At 71.1% G+C, this 18,727-nt stretch carries 18 protein-coding genes; 14 read left to right on the top strand and 4 right to left on the bottom strand.

The window, feature by feature from the left end; all coding sequences use genetic code 11:
• Positions 1–206: 206 nt before the first annotated feature.
• The 8 genes from ssd to BLU77_RS17525 all read left to right on the top strand — a co-directional run bounded on the left by ssd (position 207) and on the right by BLU77_RS17525 (position 7,287).
• Positions 207–1,208, top strand: a complete 1,002-nt coding sequence (gene ssd, locus BLU77_RS17490; RefSeq protein WP_089774302.1) for a septum site-determining protein Ssd — start codon at positions 207–209, stop codon at positions 1,206–1,208.
• Positions 1,208–2,401 (top strand): TadA family conjugal transfer-associated ATPase, encoded by a 1,194-nt coding sequence (locus BLU77_RS17495; protein ID WP_089774303.1) that lies wholly within the window; start codon positions 1,208–1,210, stop codon positions 2,399–2,401. The genes ssd and BLU77_RS17495 overlap by 1 nt, the downstream gene beginning before the upstream one ends.
• On the top strand, positions 2,398–3,111 hold the full coding sequence (locus BLU77_RS17500; protein WP_089774304.1) for a hypothetical protein: 714 nt from the start codon (positions 2,398–2,400) through the stop codon (positions 3,109–3,111). The genes BLU77_RS17495 and BLU77_RS17500 overlap by 4 nt, the downstream gene beginning before the upstream one ends.
• A gap of 4 nt (positions 3,112–3,115) precedes the next feature.
• A complete protein-coding gene (locus BLU77_RS17505; RefSeq protein ID WP_089775973.1) occupies positions 3,116–3,688 on the top strand; it encodes a type II secretion system F family protein in 573 nt (190 codons plus the stop codon).
• Positions 3,689–3,816: 128 nt separating this feature from the next.
• Positions 3,817–4,068: a DUF4244 domain-containing protein gene (locus tag BLU77_RS17510; RefSeq protein ID WP_089774305.1), complete on the top strand. Its 252-nt coding sequence runs from the start codon at positions 3,817–3,819 to the stop codon at positions 4,066–4,068.
• Between the two features lie 46 nt (positions 4,069–4,114).
• Positions 4,115–4,438: a TadE family type IV pilus minor pilin gene (locus BLU77_RS17515; RefSeq protein WP_139177834.1), complete on the top strand. Its 324-nt coding sequence runs from the start codon at positions 4,115–4,117 to the stop codon at positions 4,436–4,438.
• A complete protein-coding gene (locus BLU77_RS17520) occupies positions 4,435–4,809 on the top strand; it encodes an Rv3654c family TadE-like protein (RefSeq protein WP_089774306.1) in 375 nt (124 codons plus the stop codon). Before BLU77_RS17515 ends, BLU77_RS17520 begins: the two co-directional genes overlap by 4 nt.
• 36 nt (positions 4,810–4,845) lie before the next feature.
• Positions 4,846–7,287 (top strand): DEAD/DEAH box helicase, encoded by a 2,442-nt coding sequence (locus tag BLU77_RS17525; RefSeq protein WP_089774307.1) that lies wholly within the window; start codon positions 4,846–4,848, stop codon positions 7,285–7,287.
• An 85-nt stretch (positions 7,288–7,372) separates the two neighbouring features.
• On the opposite strand, the gene BLU77_RS17530 is transcribed toward BLU77_RS17525, so the two are convergent.
• Positions 7,373–8,641 carry an AMIN-like domain-containing (lipo)protein gene (locus tag BLU77_RS17530; RefSeq protein ID WP_089774308.1) on the bottom strand — a complete coding sequence of 423 codons (1,269 nt, stop codon included), beginning with the start codon at positions 8,639–8,641 and terminating at the stop codon, positions 7,373–7,375.
• Positions 8,638–9,165: a sigma-70 family RNA polymerase sigma factor gene (locus tag BLU77_RS17535; protein WP_217632495.1), complete on the bottom strand. Its 528-nt coding sequence runs from the start codon at positions 9,163–9,165 to the stop codon at positions 8,638–8,640. The genes BLU77_RS17530 and BLU77_RS17535 overlap by 4 nt, the downstream gene beginning before the upstream one ends.
• Before the next feature lie 195 nt (positions 9,166–9,360).
• Between BLU77_RS17535 and BLU77_RS17540 the strand changes: the two genes are divergently transcribed.
• From BLU77_RS17540 to BLU77_RS17555, 4 genes are all read left to right on the top strand, one after another.
• Entirely contained in the window at positions 9,361–11,676 is a 2,316-nt protein-coding gene (locus BLU77_RS17540; protein ID WP_089774309.1) for a sodium-translocating pyrophosphatase, read from the top strand.
• 251 nt (positions 11,677–11,927) lie between these two features.
• Complete coding sequence (locus BLU77_RS17545) at positions 11,928–12,350, top strand: hypothetical protein (RefSeq protein ID WP_089774310.1); 423 nt, start codon at positions 11,928–11,930, stop codon at positions 12,348–12,350.
• Between the two features lie 257 nt (positions 12,351–12,607).
• Entirely contained in the window at positions 12,608–13,174 is a 567-nt protein-coding gene (locus BLU77_RS17550; RefSeq protein ID WP_089774311.1) for an OsmC family protein, read from the top strand.
• Between the two features lie 120 nt (positions 13,175–13,294).
• Positions 13,295–14,116, top strand: a complete 822-nt coding sequence (locus BLU77_RS17555) for a class I SAM-dependent methyltransferase (RefSeq protein WP_089774312.1) — start codon at positions 13,295–13,297, stop codon at positions 14,114–14,116.
• A gap of 6 nt (positions 14,117–14,122) precedes the next feature.
• Here the strand turns inward: BLU77_RS17555 and BLU77_RS17560 are convergent, their stop codons facing one another.
• The gene (locus BLU77_RS17560) at positions 14,123–15,724 is read right to left on the bottom strand and encodes a winged helix-turn-helix domain-containing protein (protein WP_342741476.1); all 1,602 of its coding nucleotides are present in this window, start codon (positions 15,722–15,724) and stop codon (positions 14,123–14,125) included.
• A 38-nt stretch (positions 15,725–15,762) separates the two neighbouring features.
• Between BLU77_RS17560 and BLU77_RS17565 the strand changes: the two genes are divergently transcribed.
• The gene (locus BLU77_RS17565) at positions 15,763–16,599 is read left to right on the top strand and encodes an SDR family NAD(P)-dependent oxidoreductase (protein WP_089774314.1); all 837 of its coding nucleotides are present in this window, start codon (positions 15,763–15,765) and stop codon (positions 16,597–16,599) included.
• Here BLU77_RS17565 and BLU77_RS17570 read toward each other — a convergent pair.
• On the bottom strand, positions 16,568–17,647 hold the full coding sequence (locus BLU77_RS17570) for a substrate-binding domain-containing protein (RefSeq protein ID WP_089774315.1): 1,080 nt from the start codon (positions 17,645–17,647) through the stop codon (positions 16,568–16,570). The genes BLU77_RS17565 and BLU77_RS17570 overlap by 32 nt on opposite strands.
• Positions 17,648–17,785: 138 nt before the next feature.
• On the opposite strand from BLU77_RS17570, the gene BLU77_RS17575 reads away from it, so the two are divergent.
• The gene (locus BLU77_RS17575) at positions 17,786–18,697 is read left to right on the top strand and encodes a nucleoside hydrolase (RefSeq protein WP_089774316.1); all 912 of its coding nucleotides are present in this window, start codon (positions 17,786–17,788) and stop codon (positions 18,695–18,697) included.
• The last annotated feature ends 30 nt before the right edge of the window (positions 18,698–18,727 follow it).

Consider the following 18,727-nt stretch of genomic DNA (forward strand, 5'->3'; position numbering starts at 1 on the left):
GGTGCGTTCACCGTATCGACGCAGGGCGTGCTCGTGGGGCGTGGCACGCCGAGAAATGCCGACCAGCCGAAGTGTCGGGCCCCGACGGCGTCCCTCACCTGTATCCACAGGGCGTTGCCGTTGCGCTGTTGTCCACAGCCCCCTCGGGCGTGGCACGCAGACCGGGCACGCTCGGCACAGGCTGGGGGTCGGCGGAGGGAGAGTCGATGAGTTCGGACTTACATGTGGTGGCGCTGCGATCAGCGGATCCGGCGGTCATCGAGGCGGTGCGCGAGGTGGTTGCCCTGGTGGAGCAGCCGGTGGCGATCTATGCCCCCGGTGCGTCACCACCCGCGGGGGCTCGGCTGCTGCTCGACAGCGTCGCCGAGTACGGGCCCGCTGACCCTGACTGGGTGCAGGCCGGGGGACGAACAGCATGGGTGAGCGTAGGGACGCCGGCCGAGCCGGGGGAGGGGCGGCTGGTGTGCCTTCCGGCGGACGCGGAAGAACTCCTCGCTCTTGTGCGCGCCGCAAGCCGACAGCGGCAGGCCCGGGTCCTCGGTGTGGTGGGTGCGCGCGGCGGGGCCGGTGCGTCGTGCCTGGCTGCCGCGCTGGCCAGCGTCTGCGCAGATGCGGGGCTCGGTGTGGCCCTGGCCGACCTTGATCTGCGCGGCCCGGGGATCGACCTCCTCCTCGGGATCGAGCACGCCGGCGGGCTTCGCTGGGCCGACGTGGCCGACCAGCGCGGCGCGATGCCGCACGACCCGCTCGCGGCAGCCCTGCCTACGTGGCACGGCGTGCACGTGCTCTCCACCGACTGGCGCGGAGGTCCCAGGGAGACCGACGGCGGCGACGTCATCGAGGCGCTCGCGGCCGGGCACGACGTGCTGGTGCTCGACCTGCCGCGCACCAGGACCCCCTGGGCAGACCTGTGCGACGTGGTCTACGTGGTGACCCCGTGCGACGTGATGAGCGCCGCCGCGGCGCGGTCCCTGGTGAGCGCGTGGCAGGGGATCGACCTGCGTCTGGTGGTGCGCGGCCCCGCGCCTGGCGGGCTCACCGCCGCTGAGATCGCCAGCGCGTGCGAGCTCCCGCTGGCGCTGACCATGCGGGAGGAACGGTCCTTGGCAGCGGCGATCGAGCATGGCGTCGCACCGGGGGAGCACCGCCGCGGTCCGCTCCGGCGCGGGGCGCGACGTGTGGTCCACGAGCTCTCGCTGGTGTCCTGATGCCACGACCCACACCGACGCCACCACTCTCGCGTGCCACCGAGATCGACGCAGTCCGGGAGTCGCTGCTGAACGAGTCCGGTCCCCGCGGCATGGACAGCCCGGTCCGTCCAGCCGAGGTGAGTCGAGCGGTGCGGGACTCCGCCGGGGTCCGCGGCGACCGGGACCTGCTCACCCTCGACCGCACGGCCCGAGCGGAGCTCCTCGGAGCAGGGCCAGTGCTCCAGCCGTTGCTGGACGACCCGGAGGTGAGCGACGTCGTCGTGAACGGGGACGGCACCGTGTGGGTGGACCGAGGGGCGGGGTTGCGCGTGATGCCTGGGCGCCTGCGTGCCGGCAGGGAACTGGCCACCAGACTCGCCGCCACAGCCGGGCAACGCTTGGATGACGCCGCACCCGTGGCCGAGGGCCGGCTGCCCGACGGCACCCGCCTGCACGCGCTACTGCCGCCCCTGTGTGCCGAAGGTGCGGTGCTCTCGCTCCGCACGATGCGCAACTGCGCGTTCCGGCTGGAGGAGCTCCAGGCCACCGGGATGCTCGACAGCCGCGGAGCCCAGGTGCTCGATCGGCTCGTGGAAGTGCGGGCGAACGTCCTCGTCAGCGGTGCCACCGGGACGGGGAAGACCACCCTCGTCGCCAGCGCCCTCACCCGCGTACCGCCGGCCGAACGCATCATCTGTATCGAGGAGGCGGCAGAGCTCGCCCCCGACCACCCGCACGTGCTGCACCTGCAGGTGCGTCGACCGAACGTGCAGGGCGCCGGCGAGGTGACGTTGCCAGACCTGGTGCGCACGGCGATGCGGATGCGGCCGGACCGGCTGGTGCTCGGTGAGTGCCGCGGGGCAGAGGTGCGGGACGTCCTGGGTGCTCTGAACACCGGGCACGACGGCGGATGGGCCACCGTGCACGCGAACGCCGCCCGTGACGTGCCCGCCCGGCTGGTCGCCCTGGGTGCCCTCGCTGGAATGTCCCCGGCGACGGTGGCGGTGCAGGCCCGCAGCGCCGTGCACGCGGTGCTGCACCTGGTGCGCCGGGATGGGCGGAGGCGACTGGCTGAGGTGGCCGTGCTGCGCGCGGATGGGGCCGACGGGTTCCGGGCGGAGCTCGCGCTGCGGGCAGGGGCCGGGAACGAACTCATCGAGGCCGAGGCGTGGCCGGAGCTGGCGCGCACTCTCGACGGTGCTGACCGGTGACCGGACCGGCGCTCGCAGCTGGGCTGATGCTCGGTGCCGTCGTGCTGCTCACTCTCCCTGGGCGAGGGGTGCGACGGCGCCGGCCACCACGAGATCGTGGACGCCGTGCCCGGTTCGGTGCGCGGAGGCGGCTGAAGGAACCAGTGGTGCCGGTGGGGGCGCTGCTCGTGGAGGTCGCCGCCCGGCTGCGCACCGGCGCCGCGATCACCACCGCCTGGGAGCAGACGCTGCGGGACCGGCCGGACGCGCCCGCAGAGCTGACGGCCCTCGGCCAGGTTGACTCAGGCGCTTTCGGTGCCGGTGCCGGGTGGAAGGGCGACCGGGTGCTGAGTGGTCGACGTCAGGCTGCCCGGACCGGTCCGCGCGCCGAAGCGGTGGCTGGCGCGGTGGCGGCGGTGCGGGTGGCCGAGCACCTGGGTGCGCCACTGGCCGACGTGCTGGATTCCTGCGCCCAGGGAGTGGCCGAGGCTGAAGAAGCCGCGAGCAGCCGGCGCACGGCCCTGGCTGCTCCCCGTGCGACGGCTCGGCTGCTCACCTGGCTCCCCGCTGCCGGGCTGCTCATGGGTGCCGCCTTGGGTGCCGACCCGATGGTGCTCCTCGACGGCGACTGGGGCACCGCCTGCTTGCTCAGCGGGGTGGTGCTCCTGGTGCTCGGATACCGGTGGACGAGCACTCTGGTCCGTGCCGCCGAGCGCACCGGAAGCAGGTGAGCAGATGCTGGCGTTGGTCGTCGCGACACTGGCCGCCGTGGCTCTGCTGCCGTGGGCGCTGGCGCGTGCGCCGGCTCGGAGCGGGGAACGATCCGCAGGAGCGGGCCGGAGGGGGCGTGGCCCCCTCCCTCGTGCGGACACACACGTGGACGAGGCGGTCCTGCTCGACCTGGCCGGGGCGGCGCTCGGCGCGGGCGCCTCGGTGCCCACCGTGCTCGATGCCCTCGGCCATGCCCTGCCGGTGGCCCATGGCGAACCACTGCTGCGTGTGGTGGCAGCGCTGCGACTCGGTGCCTCGTGGGACGAGGCGTGGCAAGCGGGAGGCGATCCGGTGCCGGTGCACCCGCTGCGCAGTGCGCTCGGCCCCGCATGGCGGGACGGAGTGGACCCGGGCCCGCTGCTCGCCCAGGCGGCTGCCACGATCCGGGCCCGACGGGGCTCCCGAGCCCGAGAGGCCGCCGCCCGACTCGGTGTTCGCCTGGTGCTCCCGCTCGGCATCTGCCTGCTCCCGGCTTTCGTCCTGCTCGGCCTGATGCCCGTGCTGCTGTCTACCGGGTCCAGCCTGTTCGGCCCTTGAGTGTGCACAGTTCCTCGCCGACGCAGCGTTGTCCACAACCCGCCCCCGGGGCCTCGGCACCGTCAGCGGTCCGCACCGCAGCCTGGACCTCCACGGGGTCACCCGACCCCCGAACGAGAGGAACGATCATGACCGCACGCACGATCCGGGTCCGCCACGGCGGACCGTCCCGGTGGCACCGACAGGCTCGCGCCGTCGTCGCTGCCCGCTGGTCCGCCGTCCGTGCCCAGGGCGAGGCCGGGATGGCCACCGCCGAGTACGCCATCGCCACGCTGGCTGCGGTGGCCTTCGCAGGCATGCTCTTGGCCATCATGCGCAGCGACGAGGTCCGCGGGATGCTCCTGAGCATCATCCAGCAGGCACTCTCGATCGGCGGCTGAGGTGGCCGGCGTCCGTGCACCCAAGCTGCCCCGCGAACGAGGGTCGGTGACGGCCGAGCTCGCTGTGCTGCTGCCTGGTGTGGTGCTGGTGCTTGTCGCGGTCCTGGTCGCAGCCGCGGTCGGGGTGGCGCAGGTGCGGTGCGCGGACGCCGCCCGTGCCGGAGCCAGGGCCGCTGCCGTCGGCCACTCCGAGGCGCAGGTGGTGGACCAGGCGCAACACGTGGCGGGGCCGGACGCGACGGTGAGCGTGCAGCAGGCCGGTGGCTGGGTGCAGGTCCGGGTGGAAACTGACGTGCCGCTCGGCCCGCTCGGCGGGTTGCTGGACGTGTCTGCCGAGCTGAGCGCCGCCGTCGAACCGGGTGTGCCGTGAACGCGCAGGGTCCGGGTGCTGGCAGCGGTGAGCGGGGCTCTGCCGGAGTCCTGGTGCTCGGTGTGGTGGCGGTGGCCCTGGTGGGCATCGTGCTGCTCTCCGCGCTTGCCCAGGCCACGGCTGCCCGAGGACTGGCCCAGGGCGCGGCGGATCTGGCGGCGCTCGCGGCAGCGGGCGAGGCCGTCCGCGGAGCGGCAGACCCGTGCGCGACGGCCACCGCGGTCGCCGAACGGAATGGAGCAACGGTGGTGAGCTGCGCCGTCGGGGACGGACCGATGGTGCAGGTGAGGGTGCGGGTGCCGGTCCAGCCGCTGCCGGGCTGGACCCGGGATGCGACGGCCGAGGCGCGTGCGGGACCGGTCGGGCTGTGAGGGCCGTGTGTCAGCAGGTGCTGAGACACTGAGCCGGTGAGCCACCCGGACAGCCTCGACGTGCTCCTGACACCGAGACGTGAGTCCAGCCTCGTGCACCTCGAGCACCTCCCAGCCCGGGAAGGGCAGCAGGGCGCCTGGCCGGAATGGGCCGATCCGGACCTCGTCGCCGGCTACGCCAGGCGTGGGGTGACGGCGCCCTGGCTGCACCAGGTGCAGGCGGCCGAGGCAGCGTGGGCGGGGCGGCACGTGGTGCTGGCTACCGCGACCGGCTCCGGGAAATCGCTCGCCTCCTGGCTCCCAGGGATCAGCGCCGTGCGGTCGGCCACCCGCGAGGGTCTCGGCACCAGCATCGCCGCCCTCAACCGCCGCCCCACCGTGCTGTACCTGAGCCCCACCAAGGCGCTCGCAGCCGACCAGCTGTACGGACTCCAGTCCCTGCTTCGTGACGCCGCCATCGGTGACGTCCGGCCGGCCACCTGCGACGGTGACACCCCCACCAGCGAGCGCGACTGGGTCCGTGACCACGCCGACCTGGTGCTCACCAACCCCGACTTCCTGCACTTCTCCCTGCTGCCGCGGCACCGGCGGTGGCAACGGCTGCTGCGGGGCCTGCGGTTCGTGGTGGTGGACGAGTGCCACGCCTACCGTGGCGTGCTCGGCGCCCACGTGGCCCTGGTACTACGCCGGCTGCTCCGGCTGGCCGCCCACTACGGGGCGGCCCCGACCGCCATCCTCGCCTCGGCCACCACCGGTGACCCGGAGCAGAGCGCGGCTCGCCTCCTTGGAGTGCCCGCCGAGAACGTCACCGCGGTGGTGACCGACACCGCTCCGGCGGGCCGCCGCACGGTGGCGCTCTGGCAGCCCCCGATCCTCGACACCGGTGAGGCCTTCCCGGAGGATCAGCCCACCGCCCCGGACACACCCGGCCCGTGGCGGCCCAGCGGTGCCCCGGAAGACGGACCACGCCGATCCGTGCTCGCCGAGACCGCCGAGCTGCTCACCGATCTCGTCCGCGCCCGCCGCCGCACCCTCGCATTCGTCCGCTCCCGCGTCGGCGCCGAGGCAATCGCCGACCAGACCCGATCCCGGCTCGACGACCGCGGCCCCGCCGACCCGCGCGACCTGGCCGATGCCGTCGACCTCACCGCCACCGTGGCGGCCTACCGGGGCGGATACCTGCCCGAGGAACGCCGCGAGTTGGAGCGTGCCCTACGCACCGGCGAGCTGCGCGCACTGGCCACGACGAATGCGCTCGAGCTCGGCGTCGACATCGCCGGCCTGGACGCCGTGCTGATCGCCGGGTGGCCCGGCACCCGCGTCTCGTTCTGGCAACAGGTGGGCCGCGCCGGACGGGCCGGCGCGGAAGGCCTGGCCGTGCTGATCGCCAGCGACAACCCGCTCGACGCCTACCTGGTGCATCACCCGGAGATGATCCTCGGTGCCCCGGTCGAGGCGACCGCGTTCGACCCCGGCAACCCCTACGTGCTCGCCCCGCACCTGTGCGCGGCAGCGGCCGAGCTGCCGCTGACCGAGCCCGACCTGGAAACCTTCGGCCCGAGTACCCCCGACCTGCTGGCCGAGCTCTGCACGCGAGGCATGCTCCGCCGTCGGAGCACCGGCTGGTATTGGAACTACGCGCGCCCCGAGGACCCCGCCGCCCTCACCGACCTGCGCGGCGGGGGCGGGCCGCCGGTGCAGGTGGTGGAAGCGGGCACCGGGCGCGTGCTGGGCACGGTCGACGCCGCTCGCGCAGACGCCACCGTGCACGCCGGTGCCGTCTACGTCCATCAAGGCCGCACCTTCTACGTCGAGGACTACGCCGACGACGTTGCCATCGTCACCGAACGAACCGTCGGCTACCGCACGCGCAGCCGTAGCGACAAGCACATCACGGTGCTCCAGACCCAGGTTGAGCAGCAGTGCGGCCCCGTCCGCTGGGCCTACGGCACACTCGAGGTGACCGAACGTGTGGTGGGCTACGACCGCCGTCGGCTGCCCGGCCTCGAGCTCGTCGGCTCCTACCCGCTGGACCTGCCCGAGCACACCCTGCGTACCACCGGGTGCTGGTGGTCCGCTCCGGCTGAGGTGCTCTACGACTCCGGGCTTACTCCGGCAGACCTGCCTGGTGCCCTGCACGCGGCCGAGCACGCAGCCATCGGACTCCTCGGACTGGTCGCCACCTGCGACCGGTGGGACATCGGCGGACTGTCCACCGCGCTGCACCAGGACACCCTCGAACCCACGGTCTTCGTCTACGACGGTTACCCGGGCGGCGCGGGCTTCGCTCAGCGTGGCTACGCGCTGGTCCGGCCCTGGCTCACCGCCACCCGGGACACCGTGGCCGGTTGCGGTTGCGCCACCGGGTGCCCGGCGTGCATCCAGTCACCCAAGTGCGGGAACAACAACTCGCCGCTGGACAAGGCCGGGGCGCTCGCCGTGCTCGGGCTGCTGCTCGAGCACGCGCCACCACAGTGACGCGGATCGGGCCCGACCCGAAGGCCGGACCCGATCCGCTGCGGCTCGCACCGCCCTCATCGATCGCCGGGGGAGGCCCTCCTCCTCACCCCTGGGCGACCTCGATCTCGACCCCCGGGGAAACAGCCAGAACATTCCGGGTGCCGGAGTCCTGGTACGCATCCAGGTCCATCAGCATCGCGTAGGCCGTGTACGTGCCAGCGGGCACGCTCGGTCCGACCCCGGTCCAGCCGGGCTCGCAGTACTCCCACAGCTGGTGGCCTGCCGAGAACGTGGTGGTCCCGCCCGGGGCCAGATCCACATCCCCGACGGCGTCACTGCCGAGCAGCTCCGGTGAGTACACGGCCCCGTCCCGCACCAGGACCGTCCAGGTGTAGACACGGTGGCTGAGTGCCTCACTGCTGGTGTTGGTGATCACTGCGTCGGTGCTGATCCCACCGCTGGCACCGTCCGGTGAGGCGGTGAACGGCCCCGCACCCCAATCGGCGTCGATGGTCAGCCCGGTGTTCAGCTCCGGCGGGCTCCAGGTGTCCCCGCAGGCCGGTTCGAACTCTGGCGCAGGCTCGAGCGGGCCGGCCGGGTCCCCGGTCGGTTCCTCCGCCTCGGTCTCCTGCACATCGATCACCACACGCTGGGGGTCGGTGAGCGAGAACACCCGGAACGGCGCCTCGGGATCGGCCACACCGAGCACCACCTGGGTCTGCCCTTCGAAGGTGCTACCGACGTAGGCCTGATCGATGGCCGCACCGCCCACGTCCAGCGCGGGTGTGGTGAACAGGTCCTCCTCGTCCTCCGGGTAGCGGGTGCCCTCCAGTGACATCCGGAGCAGGCCGTCACCGTCGAGCGTGATCGGTGCGCCGCTGCCGGCTTCGGCCGCAGAGTCGACGTACTCGGCCTGCCACCCCGGCGTGCCGCTGCCGGAGAACTCGAGCACCATGCGGTCGTACCCGTCGTGCTCACCGGCACGGGCGTCCACGAGCAAGAGGTCAGGATTTCCCTGGAGTTCCTGCGAGACGGGGGTCGGGTCAGCGGGGAACGGTGGCGGATCGCCGTCAGTCGGATCAGTGGTGGGCTCGCCGGTGGGTTCGGTGGTCTCGGACGGCGTCTCGTGGGGTGTCGTCTCCGATGGCGTCGCCGGGGGCGCAGCCTCCCAACCCAGCAGACCTGTCTGGGTGACGCCCCACGCCCCGCCGACGACGGCCGCGACGGCGACCACCGCCCCGGCCCCCGCCCGCATCCTGCGGCGGTGCCGCACCCGTGCGGCGATCTCATCTACTCGTCCGGTCAACGGGTTCGGCTGTTCCATCCGCCTGCTCCGGTCCGCGTCCTTGTGCAGTTCGTCGTCGACGTTCATGACTGCTCTCCTTCCACGGCGAGTGCGCTGGCGAGCCGCGTCTTCGCCTCATGCAGGTAGCGCTTGACCGATCCGGCCGAGAGGTACAACTCATCGGCGATCTGCGGGACCGTGAGATCGGCGTAGAAGCGCAGCACCACGCAGGCCCGTTGCCGGTCCGGCAGCGTCTGCAGCGCGCGCTGCACATCCACCCGTTCCCCGGCGCTGTCCACCGGCACAGGAGGGGTTCCCGTCCCGTCGCCACCCTCGGCACGGACGAACAGGTGCCGGACGGCGCCCCATCGTTTTCGCCGCCGCTGGCGGTCCAGGTACAGGGTGAAGATCGTCCGGCGTACGTACGCCTCGGCGTGCTCCACCGCCTCATCACGCGGCTGCCGCCGCAACGAGGTGAAGACCTTCGTCAGGGCCTCCTGCACGAGATCGTCGCCATCGGCAGGGTTGCCGCACAGCATGGTCGCGTACCGCGCCAGTGCACTGCCTCGGGTGGTCACGAGTTCGGTGAGCACCGGTTCCCAGTGAGCCACGCCCCCTCCTCTCCTCGGCTTGGCCTGATATGAACGTAGACGTACGGCGGCTCGGAAACGTTGTGCGCCGATCAGAGGATGCACAGCGACCAACCGGAGGGCCGGCGTGACGGACCTCACCTTTTCCTGGTTAGACTCACCGGAATCCCGGATCACCCCTCCGGGCTCGGTGTTCTTTTTCGTCGAGGAGGACGGATGCTTCAGCTCGGACCCACGAGCCTCGTCATCGTGGCCGTGATCGCCGTGGTCGCGCTCGGATCACTGGCGTTCGCTGTGGTGCTGCGTCGCCAAGTGCTGGCCGCAGGCGACGGCTCACCTGCCATGAAGACCATTGCCACCGCCATCCAAGAAGGGGCGTCGGCCTACCTGAACCGGCAGTTCCGCACCCTGGCGCTGTTCGCCGTCGTCGTGTTCGCGCTGCTGTTCCTGCTCCCAGGGGACGCCGGCGTGCGGCTCGGCCGGTCGATCGCCTTCCTGGTCGGGGCCGGTTTCTCGGCCGCGATCGGCTACCTCGGCATGTGGTTGGCCACCCGCGCGAACCTGCGGGTGGCAGCCGCCGCGTCCACCGGGAAGGGCGACAGCGCCCGCCAGGAGGGTGCGCGGATCGCGTTCCGCACCGGTGGCGCGGTCGGGATGAGCGTGGTGGGCCTGGGACTGCTCGGCGCGGCCGCCGTGGTGCTCGTCTACCGGGGTGACGCTCCGGCCGTGCTGGAGGGCTTCGGCTTCGGCGCCGCGTTGCTGGCGATGTTCATGCGCGTCGGCGGCGGCATCTTCACCAAGGCTGCTGACGTCGGCGCCGACCTCGTGGGCAAGGTTGAGCAGGGCATCCCCGAGGACGACCCCCGCAATGCCGCCACCATCGCCGACAACGTGGGCGACAACGTGGGCGACTGCGCCGGGATGGCTGCCGACCTGTTCGAGTCCTACGCCGTGACCCTGGTCGCGGCCCTGATCCTCGGCAAGGCCACCATGGGCGAGGCCGGCCTGGTGTTCCCGCTGATCGTCACTGCCATCGGAGCCTTGGTGGCAGTGCTCGGGGTCTTCATCACCAAGGTGCGTGGCAGTGAGTCCGGGTTGCGGGCCATCTACCGCGGCTTCTACGTCTCCGCCCTGATCGGCGCGGCGCTGGCCGCGGTCGCCGCGTTCATCTACCTGCCCTCCTCGTTCGCTGATCTCAGCGGTGTGGGGGAGACCCTCGCCGATCACGACGGCGACCCGCGCCTGGTCTCGGCCGTCGCCGTGCTCGTGGGTGTGGTGCTGGCCGGGGTGATCCTCGCCATCACGGGATACTTCACCGGGACGACGGCGAAACCCACCCGCACCGTCGCCGCCGCCTCCCGTACAGGTGCGGCCACGGTGGTGCTCTCCGGCATCGGCGTCGGCTTCGAGTCGGCCGTGTATACCGCGGGCATCATCGCCGCGGCGCTGTGCGGGCTCTTCCTGCTCTCCGGCGGCTCGATCTGGCTGGCACTGTTCCTGATCGCACTCGCCGGGTGCGGACTGCTCACCACGGTCGGCGTGATCGTGGCGATGGACACCTTCGGCCCCGTCTCCGACAACGCCCAGGGCATCGCCGAGATGTCCGGCGAGGTCGATGAGGAGGGAGCGCAGATCCTCACCGACCTGGACGCCGTCGGCAACACCACCAAGGCCATCACCAAGGGCATTGCGATCGCCACGGCCGTGCTGGCGGCGACCGCACTCTTCGGGTCCTACGCGGACGCCGTCAGTATGGCGTTGGTCGACCTGGGCGTGACGCCGGCGGCCGAAGGCATGGTCGCTGCGATGCTCAGCTACGAGATCATCTCCCCGATCACCCTCGTCGGTGTGATCCTCGGCGGATCGACCGTGTTCTTGTTCTCCGGCTTGGCGATCGACGCCGTCACCCGGGCCGCCGGAGCCATCGTGTTCGAGGTGCGCCGCCAGTTCCGGGAGAACCCGGGCATCATGACTCGCGAGACCCGCCCCGAGTACGCCCGCGTGGTGGACATCTGCACCAAGGACTCCCTGCGTGAACTCGCCACTCCGGGACTGCTCGCGGCGTTCGCGCCGATCGCCGTCGGCTTCGGTCTCGGTGTGGGCCCGCTTGCCGGCTTCCTCGGCGGCGCGATCGGCGCCGGCGTACTGATGGCGGTGTTCCTGGCCAACTCCGGTGGCGCCTGGGACAACGCGAAGAAGATCGTCGAGGACGGCCACTACGGAGGGAAGAACTCCGAGGGACACGAGGCCACCATCATCGGTGACACCATCGGCGACCCGTTCAAGGACACCGCCGGCCCGGCGATCAACCCGCTGCTGAAGGTGATGAACCTGGTCTCGGTGCTGATCGCCCCCGCCGTGGTGGTGATGAGCGTGCCGGACGATGCGAACCACGCGCTGCGGATCGGGATCGCCGTGGTGGCGGCTCTGATCGCGTTCGGGGCGATCCTCGCCTCGAAGCTGCGGGCGCCCCAGCTCGAGGTATCGAACGGGGAGCCGGCCGAGCACGAGCCGGTGGGGACTCGCTCGTAACAGTTCCTCTGGCGACATCCGACGTGGATGAGGCTGGTGATTGCACCAGCCACATCCACGTCGGATGCCGTGGTGCCGTCTCCATGAATTCTCCCTGCGACCTCCACGACTGGCTGCTGTCCCTGCGCACACTCTGGAGGGGCACGCCGACCGGGGGTTCTGGCGCATCGTGGCGTCAGTGGTGACGTCAGAGCGAGGCACCACGTACGCCTCGCGCGATCGATCCTCGGTCATGACTCGAGGAGGATCTGATGAGCACCACGTACACGGACAACGACCACACTGACGCACTCGTCTTCACCCAGGACGAGCTGGACGGTGAGACCGGGTTCATGCCGGAGCAGCTCGATGCCCTGGCCGACACCGTCGACGAGGTCGAGATCGCCCGCAGCACCTGTATCGACATCTGGGTGCTCAAGGGATGCTTCGAGTACGCCCGTGGTGAGATCGACGTGCGCCTCTACGTCCTCAAGCAGTACATCGGGGGAGGCACGATCAGTCGCGACCGGCCCGAGTTCTGCCTCGGCGCGGGCGTCGGGGTCGCGAAGGCGAAAGTCTGCGCCCGGGCGGACTTCGAGCGGGACCGGCTCACGGTCTGGGGGTCCGCCTGCTTGCGGAAGTGGTACGGCGGCTGGAAGTGCCGGTCGTTCCGGACGACGGCGCTCACCTGGTAGCCCAGGGTGGGACTGGCTCACCGGTCGCCGCCCGAACCTGCGCCCTGCTCACCGGGACCGACGCAACCAGGTCCCGGTGAGCAGGCGTGCTCCGTGTGCCGGATTCTCTCGCTCGGTGGGCATGCTGCCAGGAGCCTGGCGGGCCTCCACCCCATCTCCACGCACTCTCCGGCACCGCTCCAAGCGCCTCCACAACCGAGTGTGAAGACTGACTGCCCGACCGCACCACGGCGGTCAGACGATGAACGGAGTCGACGATGACCACCACAGAGAGCGACGCCCGGACCAACGGCGTCGATCTGAACCAGCTCACCCAGACCGTCGAGGCCATCCAGGCCGACGGCAATGTCGCGCAGTTCCAGTTCCGAGCCCAGAACGACTGGATTGACGGCGGCCACTCCCGCACCCGGATCCAAGGGTTCTGGGGTGCCGGCACCGAGGACGAGTCACGCACCACGCCATTCGTGCTCGACGGAGACGAACCTCCCGTGCTGCTCGGTAGCAATCAGGCCCCGAACGCCGTCGAAGTGGTGCTGCATGCACTGGCCTCGTGCCTGGCGGTCGGGATGGCGTACAACGCGGCCGCTCAGGGAATCACCATCCGCAGCATGCAGATCGAGCTGACCGGATCGCTGGACCTGCACGGCTTCCTCGCCCTCGAGCCACAGTCCCGGCCCGGCTACCAGAAGGTCGAGGTGACCTATCGCATCGACAGCGACGGCAGTCCCGAAGCCATCGACGAGCTGGCCGGCCACGTTCAGCGCACGTCTCCGGTGCTCGACATCTTGCGGAACCCGGTCGAGGTCACCATCGCCCGCTCCTGAACCTCGTGGCCGGGCGATGCCCTCCGCCGTCCGGCCACGAGTCCACACCACAGAAAGTGAGAGACCCATGCTTCCCACGCGCCCATCCCGGTGGCACGCCGCGTTCGAGGGAGATCAGTGATGCCTGCCATCCCCACGGCCACTCCTCCCGGCCTCAAGGCGTCGCAGCAGGCCACCTGGGCCAGCGGCGACTACAACCGGATCGCCTGGCTGACGGTGCCGCTCGCGGACATCCTCGTCGACGCCGTCGACCTACGGCCCTCGAGCAGGGTTCTGGATGTTGCCACGGGCACGGGACACGTCGCCCTGGCCGCTGCACGGCGGTTCAGCACGGCAGTCGGCGTGGACTACGTGCCCGCCCTGGTCGACGTCGCGCGGGAACGCGCCCGGGCTGAGGACCTGGATGTGACGTTCCAGGTCGGTGATGCGGAGGACCTGAGCGCCGGGGACGCGAGCTTCGACTACGTGCTCTCCGCGATCGGTGTGATGTTCACCGCCGACCATCAGCGGGCGGCCGACGAGTTGGTCCGGGTGTGTGCACCCGAGGGTCGGATCGGCCTGCTCAGCTGGACGCCGGGCGGGTTTGTCGGGCAGCTGCTGCGGACCGTCGGCCAGTACGTGCCCCCACCTCCGGGCGCGTTGCCGCCGATCCGGTGGGGCAGTCGCGACGTGCTCACCGAGCTCTTCGCCGACCAGGTGACGGGCTGGCAGTTCAGTACCGGGACCATCTCGATGCGGTTCCGTTCGCCCGAACAGTTCGCCGATCACTTCCTGGCCCACTATGGGCCGACGTTGCGTGCTGCGCAGCGGCTGCCACAGGAGGACTGGCCTGGCTTCCGTGCTGCGCTCGCGTCGCTCATCGCCGGCTCCGGCCTGCTCGAGGACGGCACCGTGCGCAGCGAGTGGGAGTACCTGGTGGCCGTCGCGGACCGGGCCGGCTAGTCCACGCTAGTCCGGGTCGCCTGCCGGCACCTGCGCCGATCGCAAGCCCTCGAGATAGAGTTCTCGTTGCTCCGGTCGCTTGAGGTAGAAGAGTTTGCGATCGGCGTAGGCCTGGGAGAACTGCGGGCACTGCGCCAGCAGGTCGCGGGCGGTGCACTCGGCCTCCTCCACACGACCAAGGTGCGCCAGCGCCACCGCCCGGTGCGCCGTGGTCCAGTACTGGCAGTTGACGATCGAGGATGCCTTGCGTGTCCACTCGATCGCCTCGTCGAACTGCTTGTCGAACACCAGCGCCAACGCGCCGTAGGTGTAGAACGCCCACAGCTGCGGGTCGTGTGAACCCAGCGCGACCGACCGGCGGAAGTGAGCCATCGCCTCCCGGTAGCGGCCCTCGTAGCACAGCGAGTCACCGACCCCGCAATATGCGGCCGCGAACGTCGGATTGAGCTCGAGGGCACGTTCGTTGGCGGTCAGCGCGGGGCCGTACTCGCGGCGAGCCAGCTGGACTCGCCCGTACAGCACATGGAAGAGGGCGTTCTGCTCGTCCTTGCGGAGGGCCTGACGTGAGGCGGCGAGGGCCTCGTCGAGCAGGTCCGGGACTGGGTCCGTGCCCCAATACACCATGCCGAGCACGGTGGCGTAGGCCCACCAGGCGTGGGCATCGGGAAACCCGGGATCCCTGCTGCGGCACTCGCTCAACATTCGCTGAGCGTCCTCGTTCCCCTCGGCGGTGAACTGGAAGAATCGGTGCAGGCCGAGGTGGAACGTGTCCCACACCTGCATGTCCGTGCGTGGGAGGGCGCCACTCCGGGTGCGTTCGGCGTACCCGACCTCGGGCTCGACCGTGGCCACGACAGTGCTGACGATCTCGTCGAGAACGTCGAAGAGTCGCTCGACCCGGCGTTCGAATCGATCGGCCCACAGGCAGACGCCGGTGCTGGTGTCGGTCAGGTTCACCGAGACCCGCAGGTGGTCACCGCCGAGCCAGAGAGTTCCCTCGACGGCGTAGCGGACATCGAGCTCGGACCGTAGGCGGTCAATGACGTCTGCCTGACCGGCAAGGCCCGCTGTGGCGGCGCTCGTGAGCACGCGCAGCCATCGGTACTTCGACAGTGCGGCGATCAGGTCGTAGCGCAGCCCCCGGCCGAGCTGTGGACGTCCCGAGCTCGGGTCGAGGTCGGTGAACGGCAGCACCGCCACCACCGGTTGCCACAACGGGAGCAGTTCGTTCCCGGTCTCCGGTGTGGGCGGCGCCTCGTGCGGCGCACCTTCGGTGACCGGTGCCACGAAGCGGTACCCCTGCCCGTGCACGGTACGGACCATCCGCTGGGCGTCTCCGGTGTCGCCGATGGCGCGCCGGATCGCCTTGATCTGACTGCTCAGCGCCGACTCGCTGACGAATCGGTCTCCCCAGATGCTGTCCAGCAGCTCCGCCTTGGGCACCATCCGGCCCCGTGCGTCGATCAGGTGGAGCAGCACCTGCATGGCCCGAGGCTCAAGCGATACTGGTTGACCGCGATGGGTCAGCTCGAACCGATCGCGGTCAAGCTCGCACTCGCCGAACTGGAAGGCCACCCCCGTCAGGGTACCGATCAGGGGCGGATCCACATCCTGGGGGCAGGCTCGGACGGCTCTACCATCGATGGATGAGTTCCTCTGCTGCTGGACATGTCCTGCCCCCGCCTCCCGCCGGGACGGCCCTGGTCACCGGCGCCTCCCGGGGGATCGGGCGCCATCTCGCCGTCGGGCTGGCCGACGCAGGACTGGACGTGGCGGTGCTTGCCCGGGACGGCGACCGTCTCAGGGAGGTGGCTCAGGAGATCGCCTCGCACGGGCGCAAGGCGCTCGTCCTGACGGCGGACGTCACCGATGCCGACGCCGTCGCCCGGGCAGTGGCTACCGCGGAGAGTGAGCTCGGATCGGTCGACCTGCTCGTCAACAACGCGGGTCTGATCGACGGTGAGGTCCCGCTCTGGGAGGCGGATCCGGAGGAAGTCCGGCAGGTGCTGGAGGTGAACGTCTACGGGGCGTTCCTGCTGGCCCGAGCGGTGGCTCCCGGGATGCTCGCACGTGGCGGCGGCCGGGTGATCGACCTCAGTTCGGGTGCCGGCACCCGAGACATGGACGGCACTGTCGGTTACAACGCTGCCAAGACGGCCTTGTTCCGCATCGGCGGGGGGCTGCACGAGGCCGGCTTCGAGCGTGGTCTGCGGGCCTTCGAGCTTGCCCCCGGGGTGGTCGCCACGGACATGACCGCGAGCATGATCGCCCATGCGGACCGCACCGACTGGACGCCGCCGGAAGCTGTCACGGAGATCGCGGTGGCTATCGCGGCGGGAGACCTCGATCGGCTCTCCGGGTGCTACCTGCGTGCCGGGACCGACACCGTCGACGAGCTACGCGCCCGCGCCGCGGCCACCGACGGTGCCGAGACCGGCCGGCGACTGCGGGTCACCGACTGGGAGATTCCTCCGGCGCGGTGAGGGGTGCGCTGGCCGACTCGCGCGCGGTGGAGCCACGCTCCACGATCCGCGGGGTGGGTGCCGCTTCGACCGGCCGCTCCTCCCCGGTCAGCGAGCGGAACAGCAGCCGGGCTGCCGTGCGCCCCAGGCCGGGCAGGTCAAGGTCCAGCGCAGTCAGCGGCGGGTCGGCGAGCATGGCCCGCCGGCCGTCGTAGTTCGTCGCGACCATCAGGTCCTCCGGGATAGACCGGCCCACGTCCCGGGCCGCCTTGGCCGCCCCGACGGCGAAGGCATCGAGCGGTGCGTAGACGGCGTCGATGTCGGGCTGGGCCGCCAGGGCGGCCCGGGTGGCCTCGTACCCGCCCCGGTCGCCCTCGAGCGCCGGCGCCTCGATGATGGAGCACCGCGTGCCCGGCGGCGGTCCCGCACCATCCAGGTGGCTGCGGAACGAACGCGTCAGCGAGTACGACTCCGAGCTCAGCAGCACGGCCACGTGGCGGGCTCCGGCTCCCGCCAGGTGAGCGAGCATGATGTCCATCCCCGCCGCGCCGCGGTCGATGTAGCCGTCCTGGGCGTCGCTCGCGCGACCGACCGTGACCACCCGCACGCCCCGGTCCCGCAGGCGCCGCGAGATCGGATCCTCGACGGTCGGGTCCACCACGATCGCCCCGTCCACGTCGATCCCGTCCAGCATGTCGACGTGATGCAGCGGAGGGACGAGCATGAGCGAGTAGTCGTGGTTGAGGCACTCCTGCGCGATCGGCATCGACAGGTCCAGCAGGAAGCCGAGCTGGGACGCCTCCGAGACGATGCTGGCCGGCAGCGCGGTGATCAGGGCGACGGCCTGCGACCGGCCGGTGCGCAGCCGCTGAGCCCGCGGATTCGGCCGATAGCCGATCCGCTCTGCCGTCTCCTGCACTCGGCGGCGCGTGTTCGGATCCACCCGGTCCCGTCCGTTCAGCGCCTTCGAGGCAGTCGAGAGGGAGACTCCCGCTGCCTCCGCGACGTCCACGATCGTCGGGCGGTTGCTCCGCCGTCGGCCACTCCCGGACGCACTCGGTGCCGGCACGCGTGCTCCCTTCTCGAGCTGGCTGGATGAGCTGCCATCGGTCGCGGTATTGCGGACGACGTGGTCGATCGCTACAGTCTAGCCACCGATGCGAAAACGTTTCGCCCTCGCGGGGGCACCAGCACACGAAGGAGTGCCATGCTCCTGATCGACACCGATCCGGGCCTTGATGACGCGCACGCCCTGGCGATCGCGCTCGCCCGGACCGACCCGGCCGATCTCGCCCTGACCACCGTCGCCGGCAACGTGGGCATCGACCACGTCACCCGGAACGCCCAACGTCTGGTCGGCACCATCTCGCCGACCGTCCCGATCTACGTCGGTGCCTCCGGCCCCCTGCTGGGCAACCCCGTGCTCGCCGAGCACATCCACGGCGCCGACGGCTTCGGAGGCACCCCGTGGGACGACTCCGACCTGCCCCCGGTCCACCCGCAGCACGCCGTCCAGGCCATCCTCGAGCTCGCCGACACCCATGGTGAGGACCTGCGCATCGTGGCCCTGGGCCCCCTCACGAATCTCGCCCTGGCCATCCGGATCGACCCGACCCTGCCACAGCGGATCGGACCGGTCGTGGCCATGGGGGGAACGCCGTCGGGGCTCGGTAATGCCAGCATCAACGCCGAGTTCAATATCTACGCCGACCCGTACGCGGCCGAGATCGTGCTCGCCACGGTGCCCGAGCTTACCCTCATCACCTGGGACCTCGCGTTGGCCGTGCGATTCAGCCGTGCCGAGATGGCCCAGATGGTGGCCGGCTCGAGCCCTGCGGCCGTGGCCGTGCGCACCCTGCACGAGCACCGAGTCGCCACCGATGCCGCCTACCGCGATGCTGCCGACTACGGCCGGTGCGACCCGTTGGCGATGGCCGTGGCCCTCCACCCGGGTGTGGTGACCGACGCCGCCCACCACGCCGTCGTCGTCGGGCATGACGGCGGTCTCGGCCACGGCGTGACCGCCGTGGACTGGCGGGATGCCCGCACCGACCGCCCACGCCTGACCATCCCGCAGACGCTGGACCGCACCGCGGTCCTGGACCTGCTCACCCTCTGACCCCCGTCAACCGTCTCACCGAGGAGAACC

Source organism: Ruania alba (genome assembly GCF_900105765.1).
Classification (GTDB): domain Bacteria; phylum Actinomycetota; class Actinomycetes; order Actinomycetales; family Beutenbergiaceae; genus Ruania; species Ruania alba.

What these genes read in the sequence shown, in the direction of transcription:
- BLU77_RS17495 (WP_089774303.1), top strand. Translation starts at nt 1,208, where the DNA reads ATGCCACGACCCACACCGACGCCACCACTCTCGCGTGCCACCGAGATC.
- BLU77_RS17540 (WP_089774309.1), top strand. Translation starts at nt 9,361, where the DNA reads ATGCTTCAGCTCGGACCCACGAGCCTCGTCATCGTGGCCGTGATCGCC.
- BLU77_RS17555 (WP_089774312.1), top strand. Translation starts at nt 13,295, where the DNA reads ATGCCTGCCATCCCCACGGCCACTCCTCCCGGCCTCAAGGCGTCGCAG.
- BLU77_RS17530 (WP_089774308.1), bottom strand. Translation starts at nt 8,641, where the DNA reads ATGAACGTCGACGACGAACTGCACAAGGACGCGGACCGGAGCAGGCGG.
- BLU77_RS17545 (WP_089774310.1), top strand. Translation starts at nt 11,928, where the DNA reads ATGAGCACCACGTACACGGACAACGACCACACTGACGCACTCGTCTTC.
- BLU77_RS17510 (WP_089774305.1), top strand. Translation starts at nt 3,817, where the DNA reads ATGACCGCACGCACGATCCGGGTCCGCCACGGCGGACCGTCCCGGTGG.
- BLU77_RS17575 (WP_089774316.1), top strand. Translation starts at nt 17,786, where the DNA reads ATGCTCCTGATCGACACCGATCCGGGCCTTGATGACGCGCACGCCCTG.
- BLU77_RS17565 (WP_089774314.1), top strand. Translation starts at nt 15,763, where the DNA reads ATGAGTTCCTCTGCTGCTGGACATGTCCTGCCCCCGCCTCCCGCCGGG.
- ssd (WP_089774302.1), top strand. Translation starts at nt 207, where the DNA reads ATGAGTTCGGACTTACATGTGGTGGCGCTGCGATCAGCGGATCCGGCG.
- BLU77_RS17550 (WP_089774311.1), top strand. Translation starts at nt 12,608, where the DNA reads ATGACCACCACAGAGAGCGACGCCCGGACCAACGGCGTCGATCTGAAC.
- BLU77_RS17505 (WP_089775973.1), top strand. Translation starts at nt 3,116, where the DNA reads ATGCTGGCGTTGGTCGTCGCGACACTGGCCGCCGTGGCTCTGCTGCCG.